Annotated in this window: 13 protein-coding genes; all 13 read left to right on the forward strand. The window is 50.5% G+C overall.

Annotation, left to right across the window (positions count from 1 at the left end; all coding sequences use genetic code 11):
• The first annotated feature begins 70 nt into the window (after window positions 1–70).
• The 13 genes from NSS94_RS05635 to NSS94_RS05695 all read left to right on the forward strand — a co-directional run bounded on the left by NSS94_RS05635 (window position 71) and on the right by NSS94_RS05695 (window position 20,689).
• The gene (locus NSS94_RS05635; protein ID WP_069010385.1) at window positions 71–2,371 is read left to right on the forward strand and encodes a glycoside hydrolase family 127 protein; all 2,301 of its coding nucleotides are present in this window, start codon (window positions 71–73) and stop codon (window positions 2,369–2,371) included.
• A 437-nt stretch (window positions 2,372–2,808) separates the two neighbouring features.
• A complete protein-coding gene (locus NSS94_RS05640) occupies window positions 2,809–3,753 on the forward strand; it encodes a copper amine oxidase N-terminal domain-containing protein (protein WP_340884532.1) in 945 nt (314 codons plus the stop codon).
• 4 nt (window positions 3,754–3,757) lie between these two features.
• On the forward strand, window positions 3,758–7,021 hold the full coding sequence (locus NSS94_RS05645; protein ID WP_341038872.1) for a DUF5704 domain-containing protein: 3,264 nt from the start codon (window positions 3,758–3,760) through the stop codon (window positions 7,019–7,021).
• 374 nt (window positions 7,022–7,395) lie between these two features.
• Window positions 7,396–9,843, forward strand: coding sequence for a rhamnogalacturonan lyase (locus NSS94_RS05650; RefSeq protein ID WP_341038873.1), 2,448 nt, complete (start codon window positions 7,396–7,398; stop codon window positions 9,841–9,843).
• Between the two features lie 313 nt (window positions 9,844–10,156).
• Entirely contained in the window at window positions 10,157–11,656 is a 1,500-nt protein-coding gene (gene nifB, locus NSS94_RS05655) for a nitrogenase cofactor biosynthesis protein NifB (protein WP_341038874.1), read from the forward strand.
• A gap of 6 nt (window positions 11,657–11,662) precedes the next feature.
• Entirely contained in the window at window positions 11,663–12,529 is an 867-nt protein-coding gene (nifH, locus tag NSS94_RS05660; RefSeq protein WP_069010331.1) for a nitrogenase iron protein, read from the forward strand.
• A gap of 88 nt (window positions 12,530–12,617) precedes the next feature.
• The gene (gene nifD / locus NSS94_RS05665; RefSeq protein ID WP_069010332.1) at window positions 12,618–14,066 is read left to right on the forward strand and encodes a nitrogenase molybdenum-iron protein alpha chain; all 1,449 of its coding nucleotides are present in this window, start codon (window positions 12,618–12,620) and stop codon (window positions 14,064–14,066) included.
• Window positions 14,063–15,592, forward strand: a complete 1,530-nt coding sequence (gene nifK, locus NSS94_RS05670; protein ID WP_069010333.1) for a nitrogenase molybdenum-iron protein subunit beta — start codon at window positions 14,063–14,065, stop codon at window positions 15,590–15,592. Before nifD ends, nifK begins: the two co-directional genes overlap by 4 nt.
• A gap of 79 nt (window positions 15,593–15,671) precedes the next feature.
• A complete protein-coding gene (gene nifE, locus NSS94_RS05675; protein ID WP_341038876.1) occupies window positions 15,672–17,033 on the forward strand; it encodes a nitrogenase iron-molybdenum cofactor biosynthesis protein NifE in 1,362 nt (453 codons plus the stop codon).
• A complete protein-coding gene (gene nifN / locus NSS94_RS05680) occupies window positions 17,023–18,330 on the forward strand; it encodes a nitrogenase iron-molybdenum cofactor biosynthesis protein NifN (protein WP_341038878.1) in 1,308 nt (435 codons plus the stop codon). The genes nifE and nifN overlap by 11 nt, the downstream gene beginning before the upstream one ends.
• Window positions 18,327–18,716 carry a NifB/NifX family molybdenum-iron cluster-binding protein gene (locus NSS94_RS05685; RefSeq protein ID WP_069291237.1) on the forward strand — a complete coding sequence of 130 codons (390 nt, stop codon included), beginning with the start codon at window positions 18,327–18,329 and terminating at the stop codon, window positions 18,714–18,716. The genes nifN and NSS94_RS05685 overlap by 4 nt, the downstream gene beginning before the upstream one ends.
• 94 nt (window positions 18,717–18,810) lie before the next feature.
• Entirely contained in the window at window positions 18,811–19,575 is a 765-nt protein-coding gene (locus NSS94_RS05690) for a HesA/MoeB/ThiF family protein (RefSeq protein ID WP_341038880.1), read from the forward strand.
• The gene (locus NSS94_RS05695) at window positions 19,553–20,689 is read left to right on the forward strand and encodes a homocitrate synthase/isopropylmalate synthase family protein (protein ID WP_341038881.1); all 1,137 of its coding nucleotides are present in this window, start codon (window positions 19,553–19,555) and stop codon (window positions 20,687–20,689) included. The genes NSS94_RS05690 and NSS94_RS05695 overlap by 23 nt, the downstream gene beginning before the upstream one ends.
• Window positions 20,690–20,904 lie beyond the last annotated feature (215 nt).

Here is a 20,904-nt window from a genome sequence, read left to right on the forward strand (position 1 = left end):
ATATGCGTTTTTTTGTCCCAAATTCGTCTTAAAGGAGGAACGGAAAGTGACTCTTAAAGCAAAAGCCCATATGAAAGCAAGACCGTTCGCACTGAACGAGGTGGTATTGGCTGAAGGTCCCTTCAAACAGGCGATGGAGCTGAACCGATCTTATCTGTTGGAGCTTCAACCAGACCGTCTGCTGGCGCGTTTTCGGGAATATGCCGGACTTACGCCCAAAGCGCCTCAATATGAGGGCTGGGAAGCGATGACTATTTCCGGTCATACACTGGGACATTATTTGTCCGCTTGCTCCATGATGTATGCTTCAACGGGCGATGAGCGTTTTAAAGAAATTGCACATTACATTACGGATGAACTAGCCGTTTGTCAGGCAGCGCACGGTGACGGATATGTATCCGGTATTCCTGGGGGAAAGGAACTTTTTGAAGAGGTGTCTGCTGGAAATATTCGCTCGAAGGGGTTTGACCTAAACGGTGCCTGGGCCCCCTTGTATACACTACACAAGTTGTTTGCTGGCCTGCGTGATGCGTACCATTTGACAGGCTGTGACAAGGCATTGACGGTGGAGCGCAAGCTGGCGGACTGGCTCGAAGGAATGATGAAGCCGATGAGCGATGAGCAGATGCAGCAGATGATGTTTTGCGAATATGGAGGCATGAATGAGGTATTGGCCGATTTGTATGCGGATACTGGGGAAGAGCGCTACTTGCGGCTGGCTGAGTGCTTCTGGCACAAGCTGGTGCTGGACCCGCTTAGCTCGCAGGAAGACTGTTTACAGGGCATTCACGCCAACACACAGATTCCGAAGCTGATCGGGCTTGCCAAGGAATATGAGCTGACTAATGATACGAAGCGCCGGGAGACGGTGGAGTTTTTTTGGGAGCGGGTGGTGGATCATCATTCGTATGTCATTGGCGGGAATAGCTTTGGAGAATATTTTGGAGCGCCGGATGGCTTGAATGATCGCATCGGGCCTCATACGACGGAGACGTGCAACACCTATAACATGCTCAAGCTGACAAATCATCTGTTTCAATGGAATGTTTCCGCCAAGGAAGCCGACTTTTATGAGCGAGGTCTATTCAATCATATTTTGGCCTCGCAGGACCCGGTTCACGGGGGCGTAACGTATTTTCTGTCGCTGGCGATGGGCGGGCACAAGCATTTTGAAAGCAAATTTGACGATTTCACATGCTGTGTTGGTACAGGGATGGAAAACCATGCGAGCTACGGCAGCGGTATTTATTTTCACGATCACGATAAGCTGTATGTCAATCAGTTCATTGCTTCCACGCTGGAATGGAAGGACAGAGGCGTTACGCTAAAACAAAACACTTCCTATCCAGATACAGATCATACGACGCTGGAGATTCAATGCGATCAACCTGCCTCATTTACGCTACTCATCCGCTATCCATATTGGGCTGAAAAAGGAATTACCATTCGTGTAAATGGCAAAGAACAGTCGGTTGTATCGGAACCGGGCAGCTTCATCTCTATCGCCAGAACGTGGATTGACGGGGATGTTGTAGAGGTGACGATTCCGATGTCGCTGAGGCTGGAGCAGATGCCGGATAATCCGGATCGGGCGGCTGTTATGTATGGACCGTTGGTGCTGGCAGGCGACCTTGGACCCTTAGAAGATCCTAAAGCCAAGGATTTCCTCTATACACCGGTATTTATCCCTCAAACGGAAAAGCTGGATGCCTGGATACAGTCTGTAGAGGATAAGACGAATACGTTCCGTACCTTGAATGCAGGGCATCCTCGGGATGTGGAATTGTCTCCTCTGTATAAAATGCATGATCGTACGTATTCCGTATATTGGGATATTTTTACGAAGGAAGCGTGGCAGGAGGCGGAACAGGAATACACAGCGGCACGCGAAAAGCTGGCGATTCTGGAGCAGTGTACGATTGATTTTGCCCAACCCGGAGAAATGCAGCCGGAGCGGGATCATAACTTCCAGGGAGATGCTTCGACTCGCACTGGATATGTGAATAACCGACCTTATCGGAATGCGGGAATTGACGGCTGGTTTTCTTTTGATTTGAATACAGATCCATCTGCTCCGATGCTGTTGGTTATTACCTACACGGCTACGCTGGAAATGCCAAACTGTGGTTTTGATATTTTGGTTAACGGTCATCCGCTTGAGCATTTTAGTGAAGGTTTTGATGAAGCCGATAAATTTTACAACGTGAATGCCGCTATTCCGGCTGCATATCTGGAGGGTAAGGATCAGGCGACAGTGACCTTCAAAGCCAAGCCGGGACAGCGTATCCGCAGATTGTTTGGGCTGAGGATGGTCAACAAGGACGTATATGAGCAACTCTATCAAGCTGGAAATTCAGGTATACATGAATGATCTTTGAAATGTTTCGTGAGAAAAAGTAACGTTTGATTTTTCGTCCGGTATGATTTATGATGTAAGAAATATTGGATGATGCTGGAATAATCCATATGGTGGTATAAGCTGATATATTCATAGTTTTGTTGCGCGTGAAGCACACGGGCTGTTTCTTCCTTCATAGGGGAGAGGCAGCCCTTTTTTGTTGATATTTTGCGGAAATATAAAACTTTTTAATGAGTCAGTTCTATGATTGAGGGGGAGGGATTGCTTTATAGAGTCTATTTGTTTGGAATACTTTGTATTAGAAGTTTTTCTTGTAGATTTTGTAAGAGGGAAACCCTATAATATATAAGTTGTATCCAGTATTTTCCGAAAGTGGGGATGCGATAAGTTTATGAAATTAGAGATGATATACATAGTTTAAAGTTTAAGCCGACAAAGGGGATAGAGAGATGAGTATGAAAAAATGGATGTTGAGTTTGACCGCAGTCACGTTGCTATGGGGCGCGACAATTACGATTCCAACGACGGAGGCGGCAAGCAGCACCAAGCCCATTGAAGTCTTGTTAAACGCGAAAAAAATACAGTTTCCAGATGCTAAACCTTTTCAGGATAGTAACGATTATGTGATGGTTCCGATTCGTTTTGTATCCGAAGCGCTAGGGGCTAAGGTAGGCTGGGAGAAAACAGGCGGTCAATTGGCTGTGTCGATTAAAAATGATGCCCATGCTGTTAACATGACAGTGGGTCAAAACACCGCTACCGTGGATGGGCAGACCAAAACGTATGAGACGAAGATTATTTTGAAGCAAAACCGTACTTTTGTGCCGCTGCGGTTGGTAAGTGAGGGTCTGGGGCAAACGGTGGAGTGGGATAAGGTCAGTCGCTGGGTCTGGATTGGAAAGAAGGAAATTGCTGCGCTGGAGGATACGGGGCATCAGGCGGTGAGTATCGAGCCGTATAAAAAACTTTTTGCGTCAGACCCTAGCTTGTTGAAGGGGGCAAGAGGTAACACTTTCGAGAAAGTGATGATTTTCAAGAATTCTGATCTTCCTGTAAAGCTTCTACGTGATATATATTCTGTTGATCGGTACACAGCTTCTGATGGAACGCCATATATACAAATGAGAGTTAAAACTAACTCTAAAGCAGGAGCAATCTTTTATGTTACCAAAAATAATGAAACTCGTTTTAGATATGCTTTAGAGGAATTGACAAAAGACAATGGCGATGGCACAAAAATGATGTACTATAAAATCTTTTCATCTGCGGATGAAGTCTATTATGGTATTAAAAATTATCGTTCTTTCAAACTATCTGAAGTTGAGTATATTGGTTTTGATTTGGCATCGAAAGATTACATTTTGTTGATGGTTAATCCGTGGAAGGGTAATTAAACACTTGAAAAAGACACACCGAATTCTTGCCGTATTGCTGGTGGGGGTACTGCTATTGTTGCAGCTTCCACCTTTTTATTCCCCAACCAACAAAGCTTCAGCCGACGCCGAAGTAACACCATTGTCCTACCATGCAGATAAGAATAACCGTTATTTTGTTGGGATGATGTACTTCGATATGTGGAAAAATAGCTCTGGTCAGTGGGTTACAGAGGGTGGGAAACAGCCTAATAAACACATGCAAGGGGAAGCTACATTCACATACAAATTTCAGTTTCCAGGGAGAAAAATCAAAAACGTAGAAGCTCGTCTGTACACTTCGTCCGACCCAGATGAATATTTTAGTAATTCCAGACAAGATATTTACGAAGATTATTTACGTTCTATAAGTAAAGGAACTGAAAATAAAGATATTCGCCCTTTTGATGAGAGAGGAATCGGAACCGATACTACGGTAATCCCAATTACGGTGAATATAAGATTGGACGCAGATAAACCGCAGGATATTAGAAAAACAAGTTCTAATCCTCTCGATCCCAATGTAGAAGCCTGGCGCATCTACCAACCCATCCTGTTCAAGATCGAACTGGAGAGCAACCTAATCGTCAAGCATTTTACCACTGACGGGAAATCACTTAACAACGTATTTACACCAATAGAGGATGAACTGAAAGCTGATCAACCGTATGATTTTCCCCCGCCAACCAACCCGAAATATGAGTATGTGGGTTATAAGAAAAGCACGACAGGTAAACCGCCAAGCGGAGATATTTTGCCGGGAATTGTACCCGGGTTTACCTATGACGGTTCTTTTGAACAGTTTACCGCTTACTTGTATTACAAAGAAGCTCAGGGCTGTCCTAAGCCTGGAGAAAGCCAAGAGGGAGCACCCTCGGATTGCCAAGATCATGAACAGCCAACGAAAGGTGTTGTCTGCTCCCGCCCCGTTCCAGGTCTGCGCTTGGAAACTGCCGAATTGGACCCGACAGTATCTGCCGTTATTAAAGCCGATCAGCGAGGCGCGTCACGTTTTGATGTAGCCAAGGGTATTCCAACTTCTGAAAGCCTGTACGGAAACGTGCTGGCCCGGAATTACCTGTTTCAAAACACCTACCAACAGCTCAAAGGCGAGTGCACCTACAACGTCAAGCTGAAGCGCACGTATGATCTGGAATGGGAAGATATCAACGATACCCGGCACATGAAGGTCGCGGAGTATTACAAATACGAAATTGTGAAACCGTACTCCTACTGGGTGATCGACAACCTTGAGGTGTACGGTATCAAGAACGCGCAGCTACGCAACTATGCACTGCCGGGAGGTAGTATTACGATTCCACCAAGGAATTACACGCCGCCGTCTGTAGAATCAGCGACCAACGGAAAATACTATCCGGCTCCTTCTCCGGGCATCGTCGATGGGGGTTCACTTTATATTTATGGCGGCAAGAGTATGCCGAAGGTGCCCAATGAACAAAGATCACTGGAGCCTGTGGCCCAGAAGGCTACACCAGACGTGGAAGTTGAAAACGATACTGTGAAATTCAACGGTCAAACGATCATGGACCACCAGCGTGTCAAGGAAAAGGGGCCGACTCCTGGCAAAATCCCTGAACCCGTAAAAATCGGGTTGGATATCCTGTACAGCCCGGGCCATATGATTGAAAAGCATAAGATCAATAAACCCAATACGCCCAGCAGCGGTGACATCACTTACGCTATTCTCAAAGGAAATATCAATGGAGGTGCGGATAAAACGTTCCCGATACAGGGAATTAATACGGTGACTGTCCACACTCCCGTAGTGAATCTGTCTAAAGTGTCGGACGATGCTGCTCATAATCAGAAAACCCAACCTACGAAGGGACGATCCGCACTTATTTTGGAGCGACCTTTCCGGGTGACGATTTCAACAGCGGGACCACATTTGGATATTCCCGGATATGGTGATCGGGAGTATGCCAAATATGTACGAACCAAGCAGGTTCGCTTTCCGTTCGATGTGTACGACAAAGGAAAGACGCATTTTTATCCGCGGGGTACCTGGATCGACATTCCAGTGCTGCAGCTCAACACAGACTTTTATCTTCCCGTATGGGTGGATGAAGGCAACTATACAGTTGAGTTCCGTACCATTGCCGAAAATGCTCCGGACGGGTTCACCGAACAGCGCCATGCCAACACGGATATCGCCCACCATGTTGCCAATGATGTGGTAAATATAGAGGTCATCGGACGGATGTACGATTTTCATATCACGGATATTGCCGATTACCATTGGGAGCGGGTGTTTCGGCAACGTAAAGGGAGCCCGACGCATAGCGGCCTGTCCTATTGGACGGGGCTTGGCAATATTGACGGGTTACCGAGAGGGAACCAGGAGCCATTCACCTTGCCCATTCGTCCCGGCAGTCACCCACATGAAGGTTATGCAAATGTGGCAGTCAAGACAGGCTACCATTTCAAGTTTGACCTCAAGACCAAAGGCAATATGTTTAGCGCCAAGGACGGTATTCGCATCACGCCATCGTTCTATTGGGTGAGCAAAGATGGGCTACAGCGGGAAGAGGTAGATCTGTATACACATTCCGGCAGTCGAAAATTTATCCGTTTGGGATCGGCGGAGGATCGGGAAAAGCGCTATGTTATTTTGAATGAACGGCTACGCAATGTGCCGATGGAGGAAATGCAGGACGCGGCAGCCTACCAATACAAGCATGAGCTGAGTGAAGCACAGCAAAGCCAGTTGACACTGGAACGTTATGTTTCCCTGTATGCCCACCGTATTGCACGCAGCAAGACCTGGGTTGGACGCTACGACTGGCTGGTGCTGCCTGCGGCTGTGCGTACTTTAATCGGTCCAAAGACAGAACTGCCGGATGGGGTTAACGTAGATCGCGCTAATGCGTCGATTCAGCGCTGGTATGGTGAATATAGCCTGCCTGCTGATGTGTACGCAGTCACCAAAGGCACGGATTTGCGCGAGGTCAGTCGCCGTCAGGAGCTAAACGAGCATACAGATATATTCAAGAAAACGGGCTTTATCGTCGTCGGCTTTAATATAGAGTCACTGCGTCAGGGGGACGCTGAGCATCCGCATTTACAGTATATAAATGGCCCGCTACTGAACCAGTGGCAACTGGAGGGTTACCGCCGAGAGATAAAAGACCCGTACGGGCATACCTTTTATTTACAGGACGGGGATGTCGTGTTTTATCATACAGATCAGTCCAGCCGAGACGATTTGAGTTCATTTGTCCCTCACTAGGTTGCAGTAATCAAGACGAATCCTAATCCATAACTAGCGCGAAATATAAAAAAACGGACAATGGGAACAATCCACTGTCCGTTTTTTTATATTTCCTTTTGAGTTTATGCGAATATGATTTTGCCTACTTCCTCTGCCTTCATGGGGAGTTTGGCGGTGTTCAGCCCTTAGCATGCCGTTTTCATACAGGCTTGGTGGGGGCTGTTTTATTTGGAATGAGTAAACAACACGGTTTTGTGTAGAGAAATCCTCGGATATTTAAACGCGTTTGAGGGAACGGCAAAACTATAATAATAGGGAATTTAATTTATGTAAGCGCAATCATTTTGGCGTACTTGCTTGTCATCACAATACTATTGAGGAGGACGACCCGAATGGCTCAAAGTAAAGGCGCATGGCGAAAGGGAAGCTTGACCGCTGCGTTGGCAGCGATGCTGGCGATGACGGGCACGACTGGAGGAGTGGCTGCGGAAGATTTGTCCGAACCGACACTACAGGCGGAATCAGCCATTGCAGTTGAACAGAACCGTAGCGGTAGCATTCAGCTGGAAAAGTTGGATCGCGGACTGGTAGCTGCGGTGACGCAGGAAGGGGTATTTTTAAGCTGGCGGTTATTGGCTCAAGAAGTGAACGGTTACGGTTCAACGGGGCTGACAGGAGCGGACTTCAACGTATACCGTGACGGTAAGAAGATTGCGACAGTGACCGACAGTACCAACTATGTGGATAAGGAAGGGAATGGTAAATCAGTATACAGAGTAGCTTCAGTCGTTAATGGGCGGGAAAAGGATCGTAGCGCTAAAGTGAAGCCATGGCAGCAGGGTTACTATGAACTTCCTCTCCAAAAGCCTGCCGATGGCGTAACACCCGCAGGTGAATCCTATACGTATTCGGCCAACGATATGAGTGTGGGGGATGTGGATGGAGACGGACAATATGAATTTTTTGTAAAATGGGACCCGTCGAACTCCAAAGATGTATCTCAGAAGGGGTATACCGGAAATACGTATGTTGATGCGTATACGGCCGAAGGCAAGCTGCTGTATCGGATCGACCTGGGCGTGAATATTCGATCAGGTGCGCATTATACACAAATGATGGTGTACGATTTTGACGGCGATGGTAAAGCCGAGCTGATGTTCAAAACGGCTCCAGGGACCAAAACGATTTCTTTTGATAAGAAGGGCAAGCCGAAAAAAGAAAAGTATATTACTCTGCCACGTGAGGATCGCAAAGCAGGGATCACACATGAGGATGATTACCGTTTGAGTCGCTCGGATTATTATGAGCATGTAGTAAACATGTTCATGAACTGGACGAAGCATGAAGAAGTGGTCAAGGGACAATGGCCTGCTACGCTGGAGGAATGCTTTGGCATCGCTCCGAAGTACAGTTATCCGTTATCTCGAAAGGATGCGGAAAGCCTGACGGACTACTTTATGGATGTATACGCGCCTGCGCGGAGCGACAAAAATAAACTGAGAGAGTTCGAGGGCTTTATTGTCGATGGACCGGAGTATTTGACGATTTTCAAGGGGAAAACGGGAGCTGAGCTGGATACCGTCCGCTATGAGCCGGAGCGTCATGACGATGGCCTCATGTGGGGCGACTACGCCATGGCCCGAATTGAACCCGCCAACCGTGTAGACCGCTTCCTGGCAGGTGTGGCCTATCTGGACGGCCGCAAGCCGTATGCCGTATTTGCACGCGGCTATTATACGCGTTCCACTTTGGCCACCTACACATGGGATGGTCGCCATCTCCAAAAACATTGGATGGTGGACAGTGGCTGGACACCAATGACCAATCCATTTAACGATGGTCCGCACGGGCGTGATGGAACGGACCCGAAATTTGGCACCTTGACCACACAGGGAGCGCATTCTTTGAGCGTGGTGGATGTGGACGGTGACGGCAAGGACGAAATCGTATACGGTTCCGCCACGATTGACCATGATGGCAGCCTGTTGTACAGCTCATTTGATGTCATGCCTCCTGAAAGTGCAACTCCGGGTCAAACCGCCAGATTGGGGCACGGCGATGCACTGCATGTAACCGATATTGACCCGGATCGCCCCGGCAAAGAAATCTTTATGGTACATGAAGGTGGCACTTACGCTCCATATGGCTATTCTTTGCGGGATGCCAAAACAGGTGAAATCATTTACGGCGCATATTCCGGCAAGGATACAGGTCGGGGAATGGTCGGTGACATAGACCCGGATCAGCGAGGTCTGGAGACCTGGGCCATAGGCCTGTGGACCGCAGCGGGCAAACAACTGGATACGAAGATGCCGGGTACCAATATGAGTATCAAATGGGCAGCTGATATGACCACACAAATCGTAAACGGCGCAATTGATGTAACCCCAACCATTGAGGATTGGAAACGAGGTACATTGCTGACCGCTACTGGAACCAAAACGAATAACTATACGAAAGGAACTCCATCGCTGGTAGCCGACATTTTCGGAGATTGGCGGGAGGAAATGCTCGTCCGTACAGCGGATAGCTCAGCCATCCGTATCTATCTGAGCACAGAACCTACGACGCATAAATTGTACACGTTGATGCATGATCCGCAGTATCGCACGGATGTGGCGCGTCAAAATACCGGGTATAACCAGCCGTCCTACACGAGCTTTTATTTTGCATCCGATATGGATTGGGCGAATGTGCCGATTCCCAAGCTCTACACGCCAAAAGCCTTAATAGAGGAAGAGAGCAGTGACGAAGCGGATGAAGTAGAGGCAGCAGAGGTAGATGAAAAAGAAGTCGATGGAACGATAGTCGATGGGACGAAAATAGATGTGAAGGAATGATAAGCGGAGACTATTTCCCAAAATATATAATAAAAAATTAAAGTTTCTTATCTCAAAAGGAGAGCCGTATTTACGGACTCTCTTTTTTTACGTCTTGATGTTATTGAGAATATGAAATGTAACCGCGCACATGTAAAGTATACGATATATTACTTGACGTAAAATTTGACACATATGTGAATTGAGGATAAATGTCAGGGATTTCATGGAGAAGTGAATTGACTGTATTTGTCCCTGTCTCTAAGATGTAATTATATTCCAGACAAAAACAGAGATTTATGTAAGGGAATATAACGTAGAGAGGAGGGAATGAATGGACTCTTTAGCTGATCTCTCGGAAACCCCCTTAGCATTAGAAACTCTCAGACGACATCCCTGTTATAACGAAGAGGCACATCGCTATTTTGCGCGCATTCATCTTCCAGTAGCCCCGGCATGCAATATTCAGTGCCATTATTGCAACCGCAAATTCGATTGCGTCAATGAAAGCCGTCCCGGCGTTGTTAGTGAACTGCTTACGCCGGAGCAGGCGGCGAGCAAGACCTATGGCGTAGCGGCACAGCTGATGCAGCTGTCCGTTGTCGGCATTGCGGGACCTGGAGATCCGCTGGCCAATGCGGAGGCAACCTTCGATACCTTCCGCCGGGTCCGTGAGACAGTTAAGGACGTCATATTCTGTCTCAGCACGAATGGCCTTACCTTGATCAGGCATATCGACAGGATTGTAGAGCTGGGCATTTCGCATGTCACGATCACGATCAATGCTGTAGATCCAGTGGTGGGGAGCCGCATTTATGGATGGGTCTACGATGAAGGAAAACGCTATACAGGTGAGGAGGCCGCACGGCTGTTGATTGACCGCCAGCTGGCAGGCTTGAAGATGCTGGCTTCGAGAGGCGTATTGTGCAAGGTGAACTCGGTGCTGATTCCCGAAGTCAATGATGCCCATCTGCCGGAGGTAGCCAGGGTGGTCAAGGAGCACGGCGCAGTGCTGCACAACATTATGCCGCTCATCATCGCACCTGGTAGCCGATATGAGCAGGAAGGGATGCGGGCCCCCCGTCCCCGCCTGGTCCGGCAGCTGCAGGAGAAATGTGCTGAAGCGGGAGCTGTCATTATGCGCCATTGCCGTCAGTGCAGGGCGGATGCGATTGGACTGCTGGGCGAGGATCGCAATCAGGATTTTACATGGGAGAACATTGCGGCTGCTCCTCCCATGGATGAAGAGGCAAGGGCACAATTTCAGAAAGAACTGGATGAGAAGGTGAGAGTGAGAATGGAACGCAAGGAGGGACAATCGCACCCCAAACAACCGTCAACCGGGGCTGGATGTAGCTGCCCGTTATCTGGGGATAAGCCTGAAGTGAGCTTTACCTCAAAGCCAGTCCTAATCGCTGTGGCCAGTCGTGGCGGAGGGAAGGTGAATCAGCATTTCGGCCGTGCCAAGGAATTTATGATCTATGAAAGCGACGGGATTATCGTAAATTTCATAGGCATTCGTAAGGTGCAATCCTACTGCCACGGGAAAGCCGATTGCAATGGAGACAAGGCCGAGACGATGAAGGAGATCCTTTCCATGGTGCATGACTGTGCATTGCTGCTGTCGGCCGGCATAGGCGAGGCCCCCAAAGAGGCATTGCAGGAAGCTGGCGTGCTGCCTATTGTATGCGGCGGGGATATTGAGGAATCCGTTCTGGAATATGTAAAATTTCTACGTTATATGTATCCTGTGCAGAGCAATAAGGGAAGTCAGCGTAATAAGGGAGTTAAGGGCAGTCATTCGGATTTACCCATTGAACATTTTGGAGGCTGAGAAAATATGAGACAAATTGCGTTTTACGGTAAAGGCGGTATCGGCAAATCGACAACCTCGCAGAATACACTGGCTCAACTCGCGACCAAATTCAAACAAAAAATTATGATCGTAGGCTGTGATCCCAAGGCAGACTCCACCCGTCTTATTTTGAATACGAAGGCCCAACAGACTGTGCTGCATCTGGCGGCTGAAAGGGGTACGGTGGAGGACCTGGAATTGGAGGACGTTGTCCAGAAGGGCTTCGGTGACATTCTGAACGTGGAATGCGGTGGGCCGGAGCCTGGTGTCGGCTGTGCAGGGCGCGGCATTATCACGGCCATTAATTTTCTGGAGGAAGAGGGGGCCTACGAAGGGCTGGATTTCGTATCCTACGATGTACTGGGGGACGTCGTGTGCGGGGGCTTCGCCATGCCGATCCGGGAGAAGAAGGCGCAGGAAATCTACATCGTATGCTCAGGCGAGATGATGGCTATGTACGCTGCCAACAATATTGCACGCGGGATCTTGAAGTATGCCAACAGCGGTGGGGTGCGTTTGGGCGGCTTAATCTGCAACAGCCGGAATACGGACCTGGAAGCGGAATTGATTACAGAGCTTGCAAGAAGACTGAACACGCAGATGATCCACTTTTTGCCGCGTGATAATGTTGTCCAGCACGCTGAGCTGCGCCGTATGACTGTAACTCAATACAACCCGGACCATAAGCAGGCTGCGGAGTATGAAGAGCTGGCAGGTAAAATTTTGAATAATGACATGCTAACGGTTCCCACCCCTATTTCCATGGAAGAGCTGGAGGATCTATTGATGGAATTCGGCATTATTGAGGATGAAGAAACCGCAATTAACAAAGCTGAGGCGTCCGGGCAGTAGGCTGTAGCCAGAAGGCTTAATGACGGAATCATCGTGTGATGATGGGAGGAGCTGAACGCGCAGCTCGCAGGAGGGAGGAATAGGTCAAATGAGCAGTATTGTGGATAAGGGTAAGCAGATCGTAGAGGAGATACTGGAGGTATATCCCAAGAAGGCCAAGAAGGACCGGACCAAGCATTTTGAGATTGCGGATGAGGAGCTTGTGAACTGCGGAACCTGCTCCATCAAGTCCAACATGAAATCACGGCCCGGCGTTATGACAGCAAGGGGCTGTGCTTATGCAGGCTCCAAGGGTGTGGTATGGGGCCCGATTAAAGACATGGTGCACATTAGCCATGGTCCCATCGGCTGCGGACAATACAGTTGGGGTACCCGACGTAATTATGCGAATGGGGTATTGGGAATCAATAATTTTACCGCTATGCAGATTACAAGCAATTTTCAGGAAAAGGATATCGTGTTCGGCGGAGATAAGAAGCTGGAGGTGATCTGCAGGGAAATCAAGGAGATGTTCCCGCTGGCTAAGGGCATCTCCGTGCAATCTGAATGTCCGGTCGGACTGATTGGTGATGATATCGGGGCTGTGGCCAAGAAGATGACAGAGGAGCTGGGCATTCCGGTCATTCCCGTACGCTGTGAGGGCTTTCGCGGGGTGAGTCAGTCTCTGGGCCATCACATTGCCAATGATGCTATCCGCGATTTTCTGATGGGGCGCCGGGAGCTAAAGGAGTGCGGGCCTTATGATGTCTCCATTATCGGGGACTACAATATCGGCGGTGATGCCTGGGCTTCGCGTATTTTGCTGGAGGAAATGGGACTGCGGGTCATAGCGCAGTGGTCGGGTGACGGTACGATCAATGAGCTGGGGATTGCCCATAAATCCAAGCTCAATCTGATCCATTGTCATCGTTCCATGAATTATATGTGCACAACGATGGAGCAGGAATACGGAATTCCCTGGATGGAATATAACTTCTTTGGCCCGACCAAGACAGTGGAGAGCTTAAGGGCGATTGCAGCTCGTTTTGACGAAACGATTCAGGAAAAATGTGAGCAGGTCATCGCCCAATATATGCAGCAGATGGAGGCAGTCATCCGTAAATACCGCCCACGTCTGGAAGGTAAAAAGGTGATGCTTCTGATTGGCGGGTTGCGGGCAAGGCATACCATCGGTGCCTATGAGGATCTGGGGATGGAAATTGTGGCTACAGGCTACGAATTTGCCCATAAGGATGATTACGAGAAGACATTTCCCGATGTAAAGGAAGGCACTATTCTGTACGATGATCCAACTGCCTATGAGCTGGAGGAACTGGCCCAGCGGCTGAATATTGACTTAATGGGCGCCGGAGTCAAGGAGAAATACGTGTATCACAAAATGGGCATTCCCTTCCGTCAAATGCACTCATGGGATTACAGCGGGCCTTATCATGGTTTTGACGGCTTCCAGATTTTTGCACGTGATATGGATATGACCATAAACAGTCCAGTTTGGAGCCTGCTGCCGTCCCGGCAGACTGCGGAGGTGTCGGTATGAGCGAGCGTCTGAATATTGTCGATCACAATCAGCTGTTTCGGCAGGATAAATATGTGCGCCAGCGTGAGGAGAAACGAGCCTTCGAGGCCCCTTGTTCGCCAGAGGAGGTTACCGACACCCTGGAGTACACCAAGACCAAGGAATACAAGGACAAGAATTTTGCCCGCACAGCCGTAGTCGTGAACCCGGCCAAGGCTTGTCAGCCGCTGGGAGCGGTTATGGCTGCACTGGGCTTTGAAAAAACGCTCCCGTTCATTCATGGCTCACAGGGCTGTACGGCTTATTTCCGCAGCCATCTTGCCCGCCACTTCAAGGAGCCTGTTCCTGCCGTCTCCACCTCGATGACCGAGGATGCCGCCGTATTCGGCGGCATGCGCAACCTCATTGACGGTATAGAGAACTGTATTGCCTTGTATCAGCCGGAGATGATTGCGGTATGCACGACCTGTATGGCAGAGGTGATCGGAGATGACCTGTCTGCCTTCCTGGCTAATGCCCGTCAGGAGGGAGCCCTTCCCGAGGATATGCCAGTTCCTTTTGCCAATACCCCCAGCTTCTCCGGTTCACATATTACAGGCTATGATGCCATGCTGCGCTCTGTGCTGGAGACGCTGTATAACAAGTCAGGCCGGACGCCGCAGCCTGGTCATGAATTGAAGCTGAATGTACTGCTCGGGTTTGACGGGTATACGGGAAATTTTGCGGAAATGCGGCGCATACTGGGGATGTTCGGCGCTACGTATACCATTTTGGGTGACCACAGCAGTAATTTTGATTCAGGAGCTACTGGAGAGTACAGCTACTATTACGGGGGAACGCCGCTTGAGGATGTGCCCAAGGCCGCAGATGCTGCCGGCACGTTGGCGATCCAGCAGTACTCTCTTCGTAAAACATTAGGTTATATGAAGCAAACCTGGGGGCAGCAGATGTTCTCCATCTCCACACCGCTGGGTATCCGGGCTACAGATCGCTTGCTTGAGGAGATTAGCCGCCTGTCCGGAAGAGAAATACCCGAGGCATTGAAGCAGGAGCGTGCTCGAGTTGTGGATGCCATGATGGATTCGCATGCTTATCTGCACGGCAAACGAGTGGCTATGGCAGGAGACCCGGACATGCTCATCGGCTTGATTGGCTTTTGTCTAGAGCTGGGCATGGAGCCGGTGCATATTGTTTGCTCCAATGGAGACCGGAAATTTGAGAAGGAAGCAGAGCTTCTGCTGAAGTCCAGCCCTTACGGTGCAGAAGCCACGGTTCATTCTGGTCAGGATTTGTGGCATATGCGTTCGCTGCTGTTCCAGGACCAGGTGGACCTGGCTATTGGCAGTTCCCATCTGAAGTTTGCGGCGAAAGAGGCGAAAATTCCTTTGCTCCGTGTGGGCTTTCCGATCTTCGACAGGCATCATCTACATCGTTATCCGATTATCGGCTACCAGGGTACGCTGAATCTGCTTACCCAATTCGTGAATACCGTACTGGATGTCATGGAAGAGCAGGCTCCGGATCATAGCTTTGATTTGGTGCGCTAATTGCTGTATCGCGTAGATGGAAGTTGGCAGCTTGGCTTGTGATTTCAATGGATTCTATCTGAAATAAGGGGGTGTGCGGATGGAGCCGGCTGTGTCTAACGGAAGGCTGGAGGTATCCTGCGGCAACAAAATTCCCAAAAGCACGCCCTGTCCCCGGCCTGTGCCGGGGGAGGCTTCGGGTGGCTGCTCCTTTGACGGGGCCCAGATTACACTGATCCCCATTGCAGATGCGGCTCATCTGGTGCACGGGCCGATTGCGTGTCTCGGCAATAGCTGGGAGAGCAGAGGCAGCCTGTCCAGCGGCCCGGGGCTGTCGGCGTATGGCTTCACTACTGATCTTGGAGAACAGGATATCATTTTTGGTAGTGAACAGAAGCTGCATGAATCGATCCGCTACATTGTCAGCCGTTTTGCTCCTCCCGCTGTATTCGTCTATACCACATGCGTCACAGCCCTCACCGGTGAAGATATCGAGGGGGTCTGCAAGGCTGAATCGGAGCGGCTGGGGACGCCGATCATTCCGGTGAACAGTCCGGGATTTGTGGGCAGTAAGAATCTCGGGACTCGGCTGGCCGGAGATGTATTGTTCCAGCATATTATCGGCAGTACCGAGCCGGAACAGACAACCTCCCATGATATCAATCTCATCGGGGAATACAATATTGCGGGCGAGATGTGGCATATCGAGCGGCTGATGCAGCAGACGGGAATGACTATCCTGTCCCGAATTACCGGGGACGGTCGGTTCCGTGAGGTGGGATGGGCGCATCGTGCCAAGGCCAACATGGTCGTATGCAGCCGAGCTTTGCTGGGCCTAGCAGTCCAAATGGAGCGTAAATACGGCATTCCTTATTTTGAAGGTTCATTTTATGGAGCAAAGGAGACGAGTTATTCCTTGCGCCAGATGGCTTACCTGACCGGAGATCGGGATGTAGAGCGACGGGTGGATAAGCTGGCCGCACGGGAGGAAATGAGGCTATCGCTGGAGCTGGAGCCCTATCGCAAGCAGTTGAAAGGAAAGCGGGCAGTGCTCTATAGCGGGGGTGTAAAGAGCTGGTCTGTCATTACGGCTTTGCAGGAGCTGGGCATAAAGGTGGTAGGTGTAGGCACGAACAAGAGCACTGCCGAGGATGTATCCCGGATTGCTGACCGTATCGGGGATGATGCGGAATACATCCCGGAAGGCGGTGCCCGGCAGATTCTCAAAACCGTACGGAGCCGCAAGGCGGACATGGTCATTGCCGGGGGCCGGAATATGTATATGGCGCTTAAGGAACAGATTCCTTTTGTGGACATCAATCAGGAGCGGCACAAAGCCTATGCGGGCTATGACGGGCTGTTGTCTCTGGCGAAACAGCTTGTGCATACGCTACAGCATCCGGTATGGGAGCTGACCGCCAAATTGGCTCCATGGGAGGAGGAGAAGGAATTTGCTGATTAAATCCGCCCCGAAGCCTGTCAGTGTCAACCCGCTCAAGGTAGGACAGCCTTTGGGGGGCGTGCTGGCTCTGCAGGGGATGTATCGCTCAATGCCTCTGCTGCACGGCGCTCAGGGCTGCTCGGCCTTCTCCAAGGCGCTGCTGACTCGCCATTTTCGAGAGCCGATAGCCGTTCAGACCTCTGCGCTGCAAGAGATGGACGTTATATTTGATGCAGACCGGAATCTGGAGGAGGCACTGGATCATATCTGGTCCAAACACCATCCAGATGTCATCGGCGTCATCAGCACAGCCCTCACCGAGGTGGCAGGCGTTGATTTTCAGTCCAGGGTAAAGGCGTTCAAGCGAGAACGGGCCTTGAAAGACAGTCTGCTGTTTTCTGTATCGCTGCCTGATTTTCACGGCTCTCTGGAGACGGGCTACAGTAGTACAGTAGAGTCCCTAATGGATGCTGTACTCGGATTGGCCGGAGGCAAGTCCTCCAGAAAACAGCGCCGGATGCAGGTCAATCTGCTGCCAGCTTCTTATCTGACTGCCGGAGATGTCATGGAAATCAAGGATATTATCGCTTCCTTCGGCCTGGAGGTTATTACGCTCCCCGATATCTCCACTTCCTTGTCTGGTCACCTGCTGACAGGTTTCTCCCCTTTGACGAGAGGGGGGACTCCGCTGGATTCAGCCTGCCAGATGCTGGAGTCTTCCTGTACCATTGCCATTGGCGCGAGCATGGAGCGGCCGGCGCGCAGGCTGACTCATGCCGCAGGCATTCCCTACCACTTGTTCGCTGGTCTGTCTGGCTTGGCCGCGAGCGATGCGTTCATACATTTTCTGCAGAAGATCAGCCGCGAGCCAGCCCCCGTTCGCTTTCGCTGGCAGCGTGAAAATCTGTTGGACAGCATGCTGGATGCCCATTTCTATTATTCCGGCGCTTCGGCTGTAGTGGCGCTAGAACCGGATCATATGCTGTCGACCGCAGCCTGGCTGGAGGAGATGGGAGTTGAACTGAAGCGGCTAATTACACCCTGCAGCACGCCCGCACTGAAAAAGACAGAACGGGAAGTCTGGATCGGTGACCTGGATGATGCAGAGGAGAGCGCGCAGGGCGTGGATTTGTGGATCAGCAATTCACATGGAAGAAAGGGAGCGGCACGGGCTGGGGCCTCATTCGTACCGGCAGGCTTGCCGGTGTATGACGAGCTAGGCGCCCACACATCCGTAAGCGTCGGATACCGTGGAACCATGGAGTGGGTGAATAAGGTGGGCAATGTATTGCTTGCCGAGAGGGGGAGGGGAGGATGAAGGTTGCATTTGCGACGGAAGACGGCGTGCTTGTGAATGCTCATTTTGGGCAGAGTCCTATGTTCACTGTATTTGAAATCCGGCACTCAGGCGTCCAGTTCCTGGAGCATCGGCGGATAGCCCTGGGGAGCGATGAGAACGAGGCGGGCAAGATCGCCAGCCGAATTGGCCTGATTGAGGATTGTGCCTTGATCTTTCTGGTACAGATTGGCGCTTCGGCCGCCGCACAGGTTACCAAGCGGACCATTATGCCTGTGAAAGTGGCCTTCGGCAGCACCATTGAGGAGCAGGTCCAGCGTCTCCAGAATATGCTGGCTCGCAATCCGCCCATGTGGCTTGCCAAAATCCTGCATGCTGAGGAGGGCAGCGGCAAAGCCGAATCATGAGCTCTCCTGTAAGGAAGAGCAACCCTATAAGTTATCAAGATCCTGCGGACCGAATATCTTAAAGGCGGGAGCCGCACATGGAGGGGGTGGACGAATGGTACAGCTGCTGGAAGACAGTAGATACGGACGCCAGTTGAAGCTGTTGGGAGTAGAAGGTCAGAACAGGCTAAAGCAGGCTACTGTTATGGTTGCAGGCATCGGAGGATTGGGGGGGACAGCGGCCATGTACCTAGCCGCTGCTGGAGTGGGAAAGCTGATATTGGCCCATGAGGGCGTAATCCATCTGCCCGATATGAACCGGCAGGTGCTGATGGACAGCGGACGAATCGGGGAGGAACGGATGGAGACGGCATTACAGCATTTGCATCGTATCAATCCGGAGACGGAGCTTGAGGGCCACGCCCACAGAATCACGGAAGAATCCTCTGGGCCATGGGTAGAAGCGGCGGATATCGTGATTGATGCACGATATGACTTTCCGGAAAGATATGCGCTGAACAGACTATGTGTTCGACATGGCAGACCAATGATAGAAGCGGCCATGTACGCCTATGAAGTATCATTGATGACCATTGAGCCCGGTAAGACGGCATGCCTGGAATGTCTTTACCCGGAAGGCGGACAGCCTTGGGAACCTCTGGGATTCCCGGTCCTGGGAGCCACCTCTGGTTTGATTGGCTGTATGGCTGCACTGGAAGCGGTCAAATGGATTACAGATGCGGGCAATCTGTTCACTGACCGCATGTACCGTATGAATGTGTTGGATATGAGTAGCTGCACCATAGCAGTCAAACGCAACCCGCGTTGTCCGTGCTGCGGAACGGGAGGGGATACAGATGAGTCGGTTGCATATTTGTGATACAACACTACGTGACGGAGAACAGGCTCCGGGCGTTGCCTTTTCGGCCGAGGAGAAAACTAAAATTGCCATCATGCTGGACTCGGCGGGGGTGGAGCAGGCTGAGATCGGAATTCCGGCAATGGGAAAGGCGGAGTGCAGATCTATTGCCAGAATTGCTGCTCTTGGACTTCAGATGAAGCTAATGACCTGGAATCGCGCGGTGTTCACAGATATTGATGCAGCTAAATCGACAGGTGTCGGCTGGGCCCATATTTCGGTTCCCGTGTCGACGGTGCAGATGAAAGCCAAGCTGGGTATGAATCCTGAGCAGGTGACAGAACTGATCCGCAAGTCTGTCGATTACGGTCAGTGTAAAGGATTGACTGTTTCCGTAGGCTTTGAGGATGCTTCGAGGGCAGATGACTTGTTCCTTGAACAGTTGGCGAATCAGCTCTACAGGGATGGTATCCGGCGCTTCAGATATGCCGACACGCTGTCCGTTCATCATCCTGCTGCCATAGCTGCCCGTATAGACAGGTTTGTATCGCGCGTGCCGCAGGATGTGGAGCTTGAGATTCACTGTCATAATGATTATGGCCTCGCGCTTGCCAATACGTTGGCAGCTTTGCAGGCGGGAGCTGTCTGGGCCAGTACCACGGTGTCGGGACTTGGAGAAAGGGCAGGTAATACGCCGCTGGAAGAGGTGGTGATGTCGTGGAGGGACCTATATCAAGGAACCTGCAGCGTCCGTCCCGAACTGCTGAACCCGCTGGCTGCACTGGTGTCCCAAGCCTCCAACCGAATCATTCCCGAAGGCAAGCCCATTGTGGGAGACATGGTATTCGCCCATGAATCCGGCATACATATCAACGGTCTGCTAAAGGAGCGCGCCGCCTACCAGGCCCTTGATCCGACCGAGCTGGGCACTGACCATTCGTTCGTACTCGGCAAGCATTCGGGCAGAAGTGCAGTTCAATATATGCTGGAGCAGGAAGGAATCGAGGCAGGCTCCGGTGAAATCAAGTTCCTGCTGGAGCGGCTTCGCCTAGTCGGTGAAGATCCCAAGCTTGTCATCCATAGCGCGGATTTAAGGCGCTGGCTGCAGTATTATCCGGCAGAGCTGCCGAAATAACCGAAAAGGCGTTCCCGTCCGGTAAGTGTTACTGTGACTGGAATGCTTTTTTTGTATATTTGTTAATTCCTGCAACCGGAGTCTCCAATTTGCTGGTTAAACGAAGCCGTTCAGAAGGGTATAATAAAATATAGTGCTGTATAAAGTGCGTATATATGGTTTTACAGCAGGCGGGTTCGAATCTTGTAACCATTACACGCTGATCTGGAAGGACG

This window comes from Paenibacillus sp. FSL L8-0644 (genome assembly GCF_038008165.1).
GTDB classification, from domain to species: Bacteria; Bacillota; Bacilli; order Paenibacillales; family Paenibacillaceae; genus Paenibacillus; species Paenibacillus polymyxa_D.

Bases quoted from the DNA above. Each gene is read 5' to 3' on its own strand.
- NSS94_RS05635 (WP_069010385.1), top strand. From the start codon at position 71: ATGAAAGCAAGACCGTTCGCACTGAACGAGGTGGTATTGGCTGAAGGT.
- NSS94_RS05640 (WP_340884532.1), top strand. From the start codon at position 2,809: ATGAGTATGAAAAAATGGATGTTGAGTTTGACCGCAGTCACGTTGCTA.
- NSS94_RS05650 (WP_341038873.1), top strand. From the start codon at position 7,396: ATGGCTCAAAGTAAAGGCGCATGGCGAAAGGGAAGCTTGACCGCTGCG.
- nifB (WP_341038874.1), top strand. From the start codon at position 10,157: ATGGACTCTTTAGCTGATCTCTCGGAAACCCCCTTAGCATTAGAAACT.
- nifH (WP_069010331.1), top strand. From the start codon at position 11,663: ATGAGACAAATTGCGTTTTACGGTAAAGGCGGTATCGGCAAATCGACA.
- nifD (WP_069010332.1), top strand. From the start codon at position 12,618: ATGAGCAGTATTGTGGATAAGGGTAAGCAGATCGTAGAGGAGATACTG.
- nifK (WP_069010333.1), top strand. From the start codon at position 14,063: ATGAGCGAGCGTCTGAATATTGTCGATCACAATCAGCTGTTTCGGCAG.
- nifE (WP_341038876.1), top strand. From the start codon at position 15,672: ATGGAGCCGGCTGTGTCTAACGGAAGGCTGGAGGTATCCTGCGGCAAC.
- NSS94_RS05685 (WP_069291237.1), top strand. From the start codon at position 18,327: ATGAAGGTTGCATTTGCGACGGAAGACGGCGTGCTTGTGAATGCTCAT.
- NSS94_RS05690 (WP_341038880.1), top strand. From the start codon at position 18,811: ATGGTACAGCTGCTGGAAGACAGTAGATACGGACGCCAGTTGAAGCTG.
- NSS94_RS05695 (WP_341038881.1), top strand. From the start codon at position 19,553: ATGAGTCGGTTGCATATTTGTGATACAACACTACGTGACGGAGAACAG.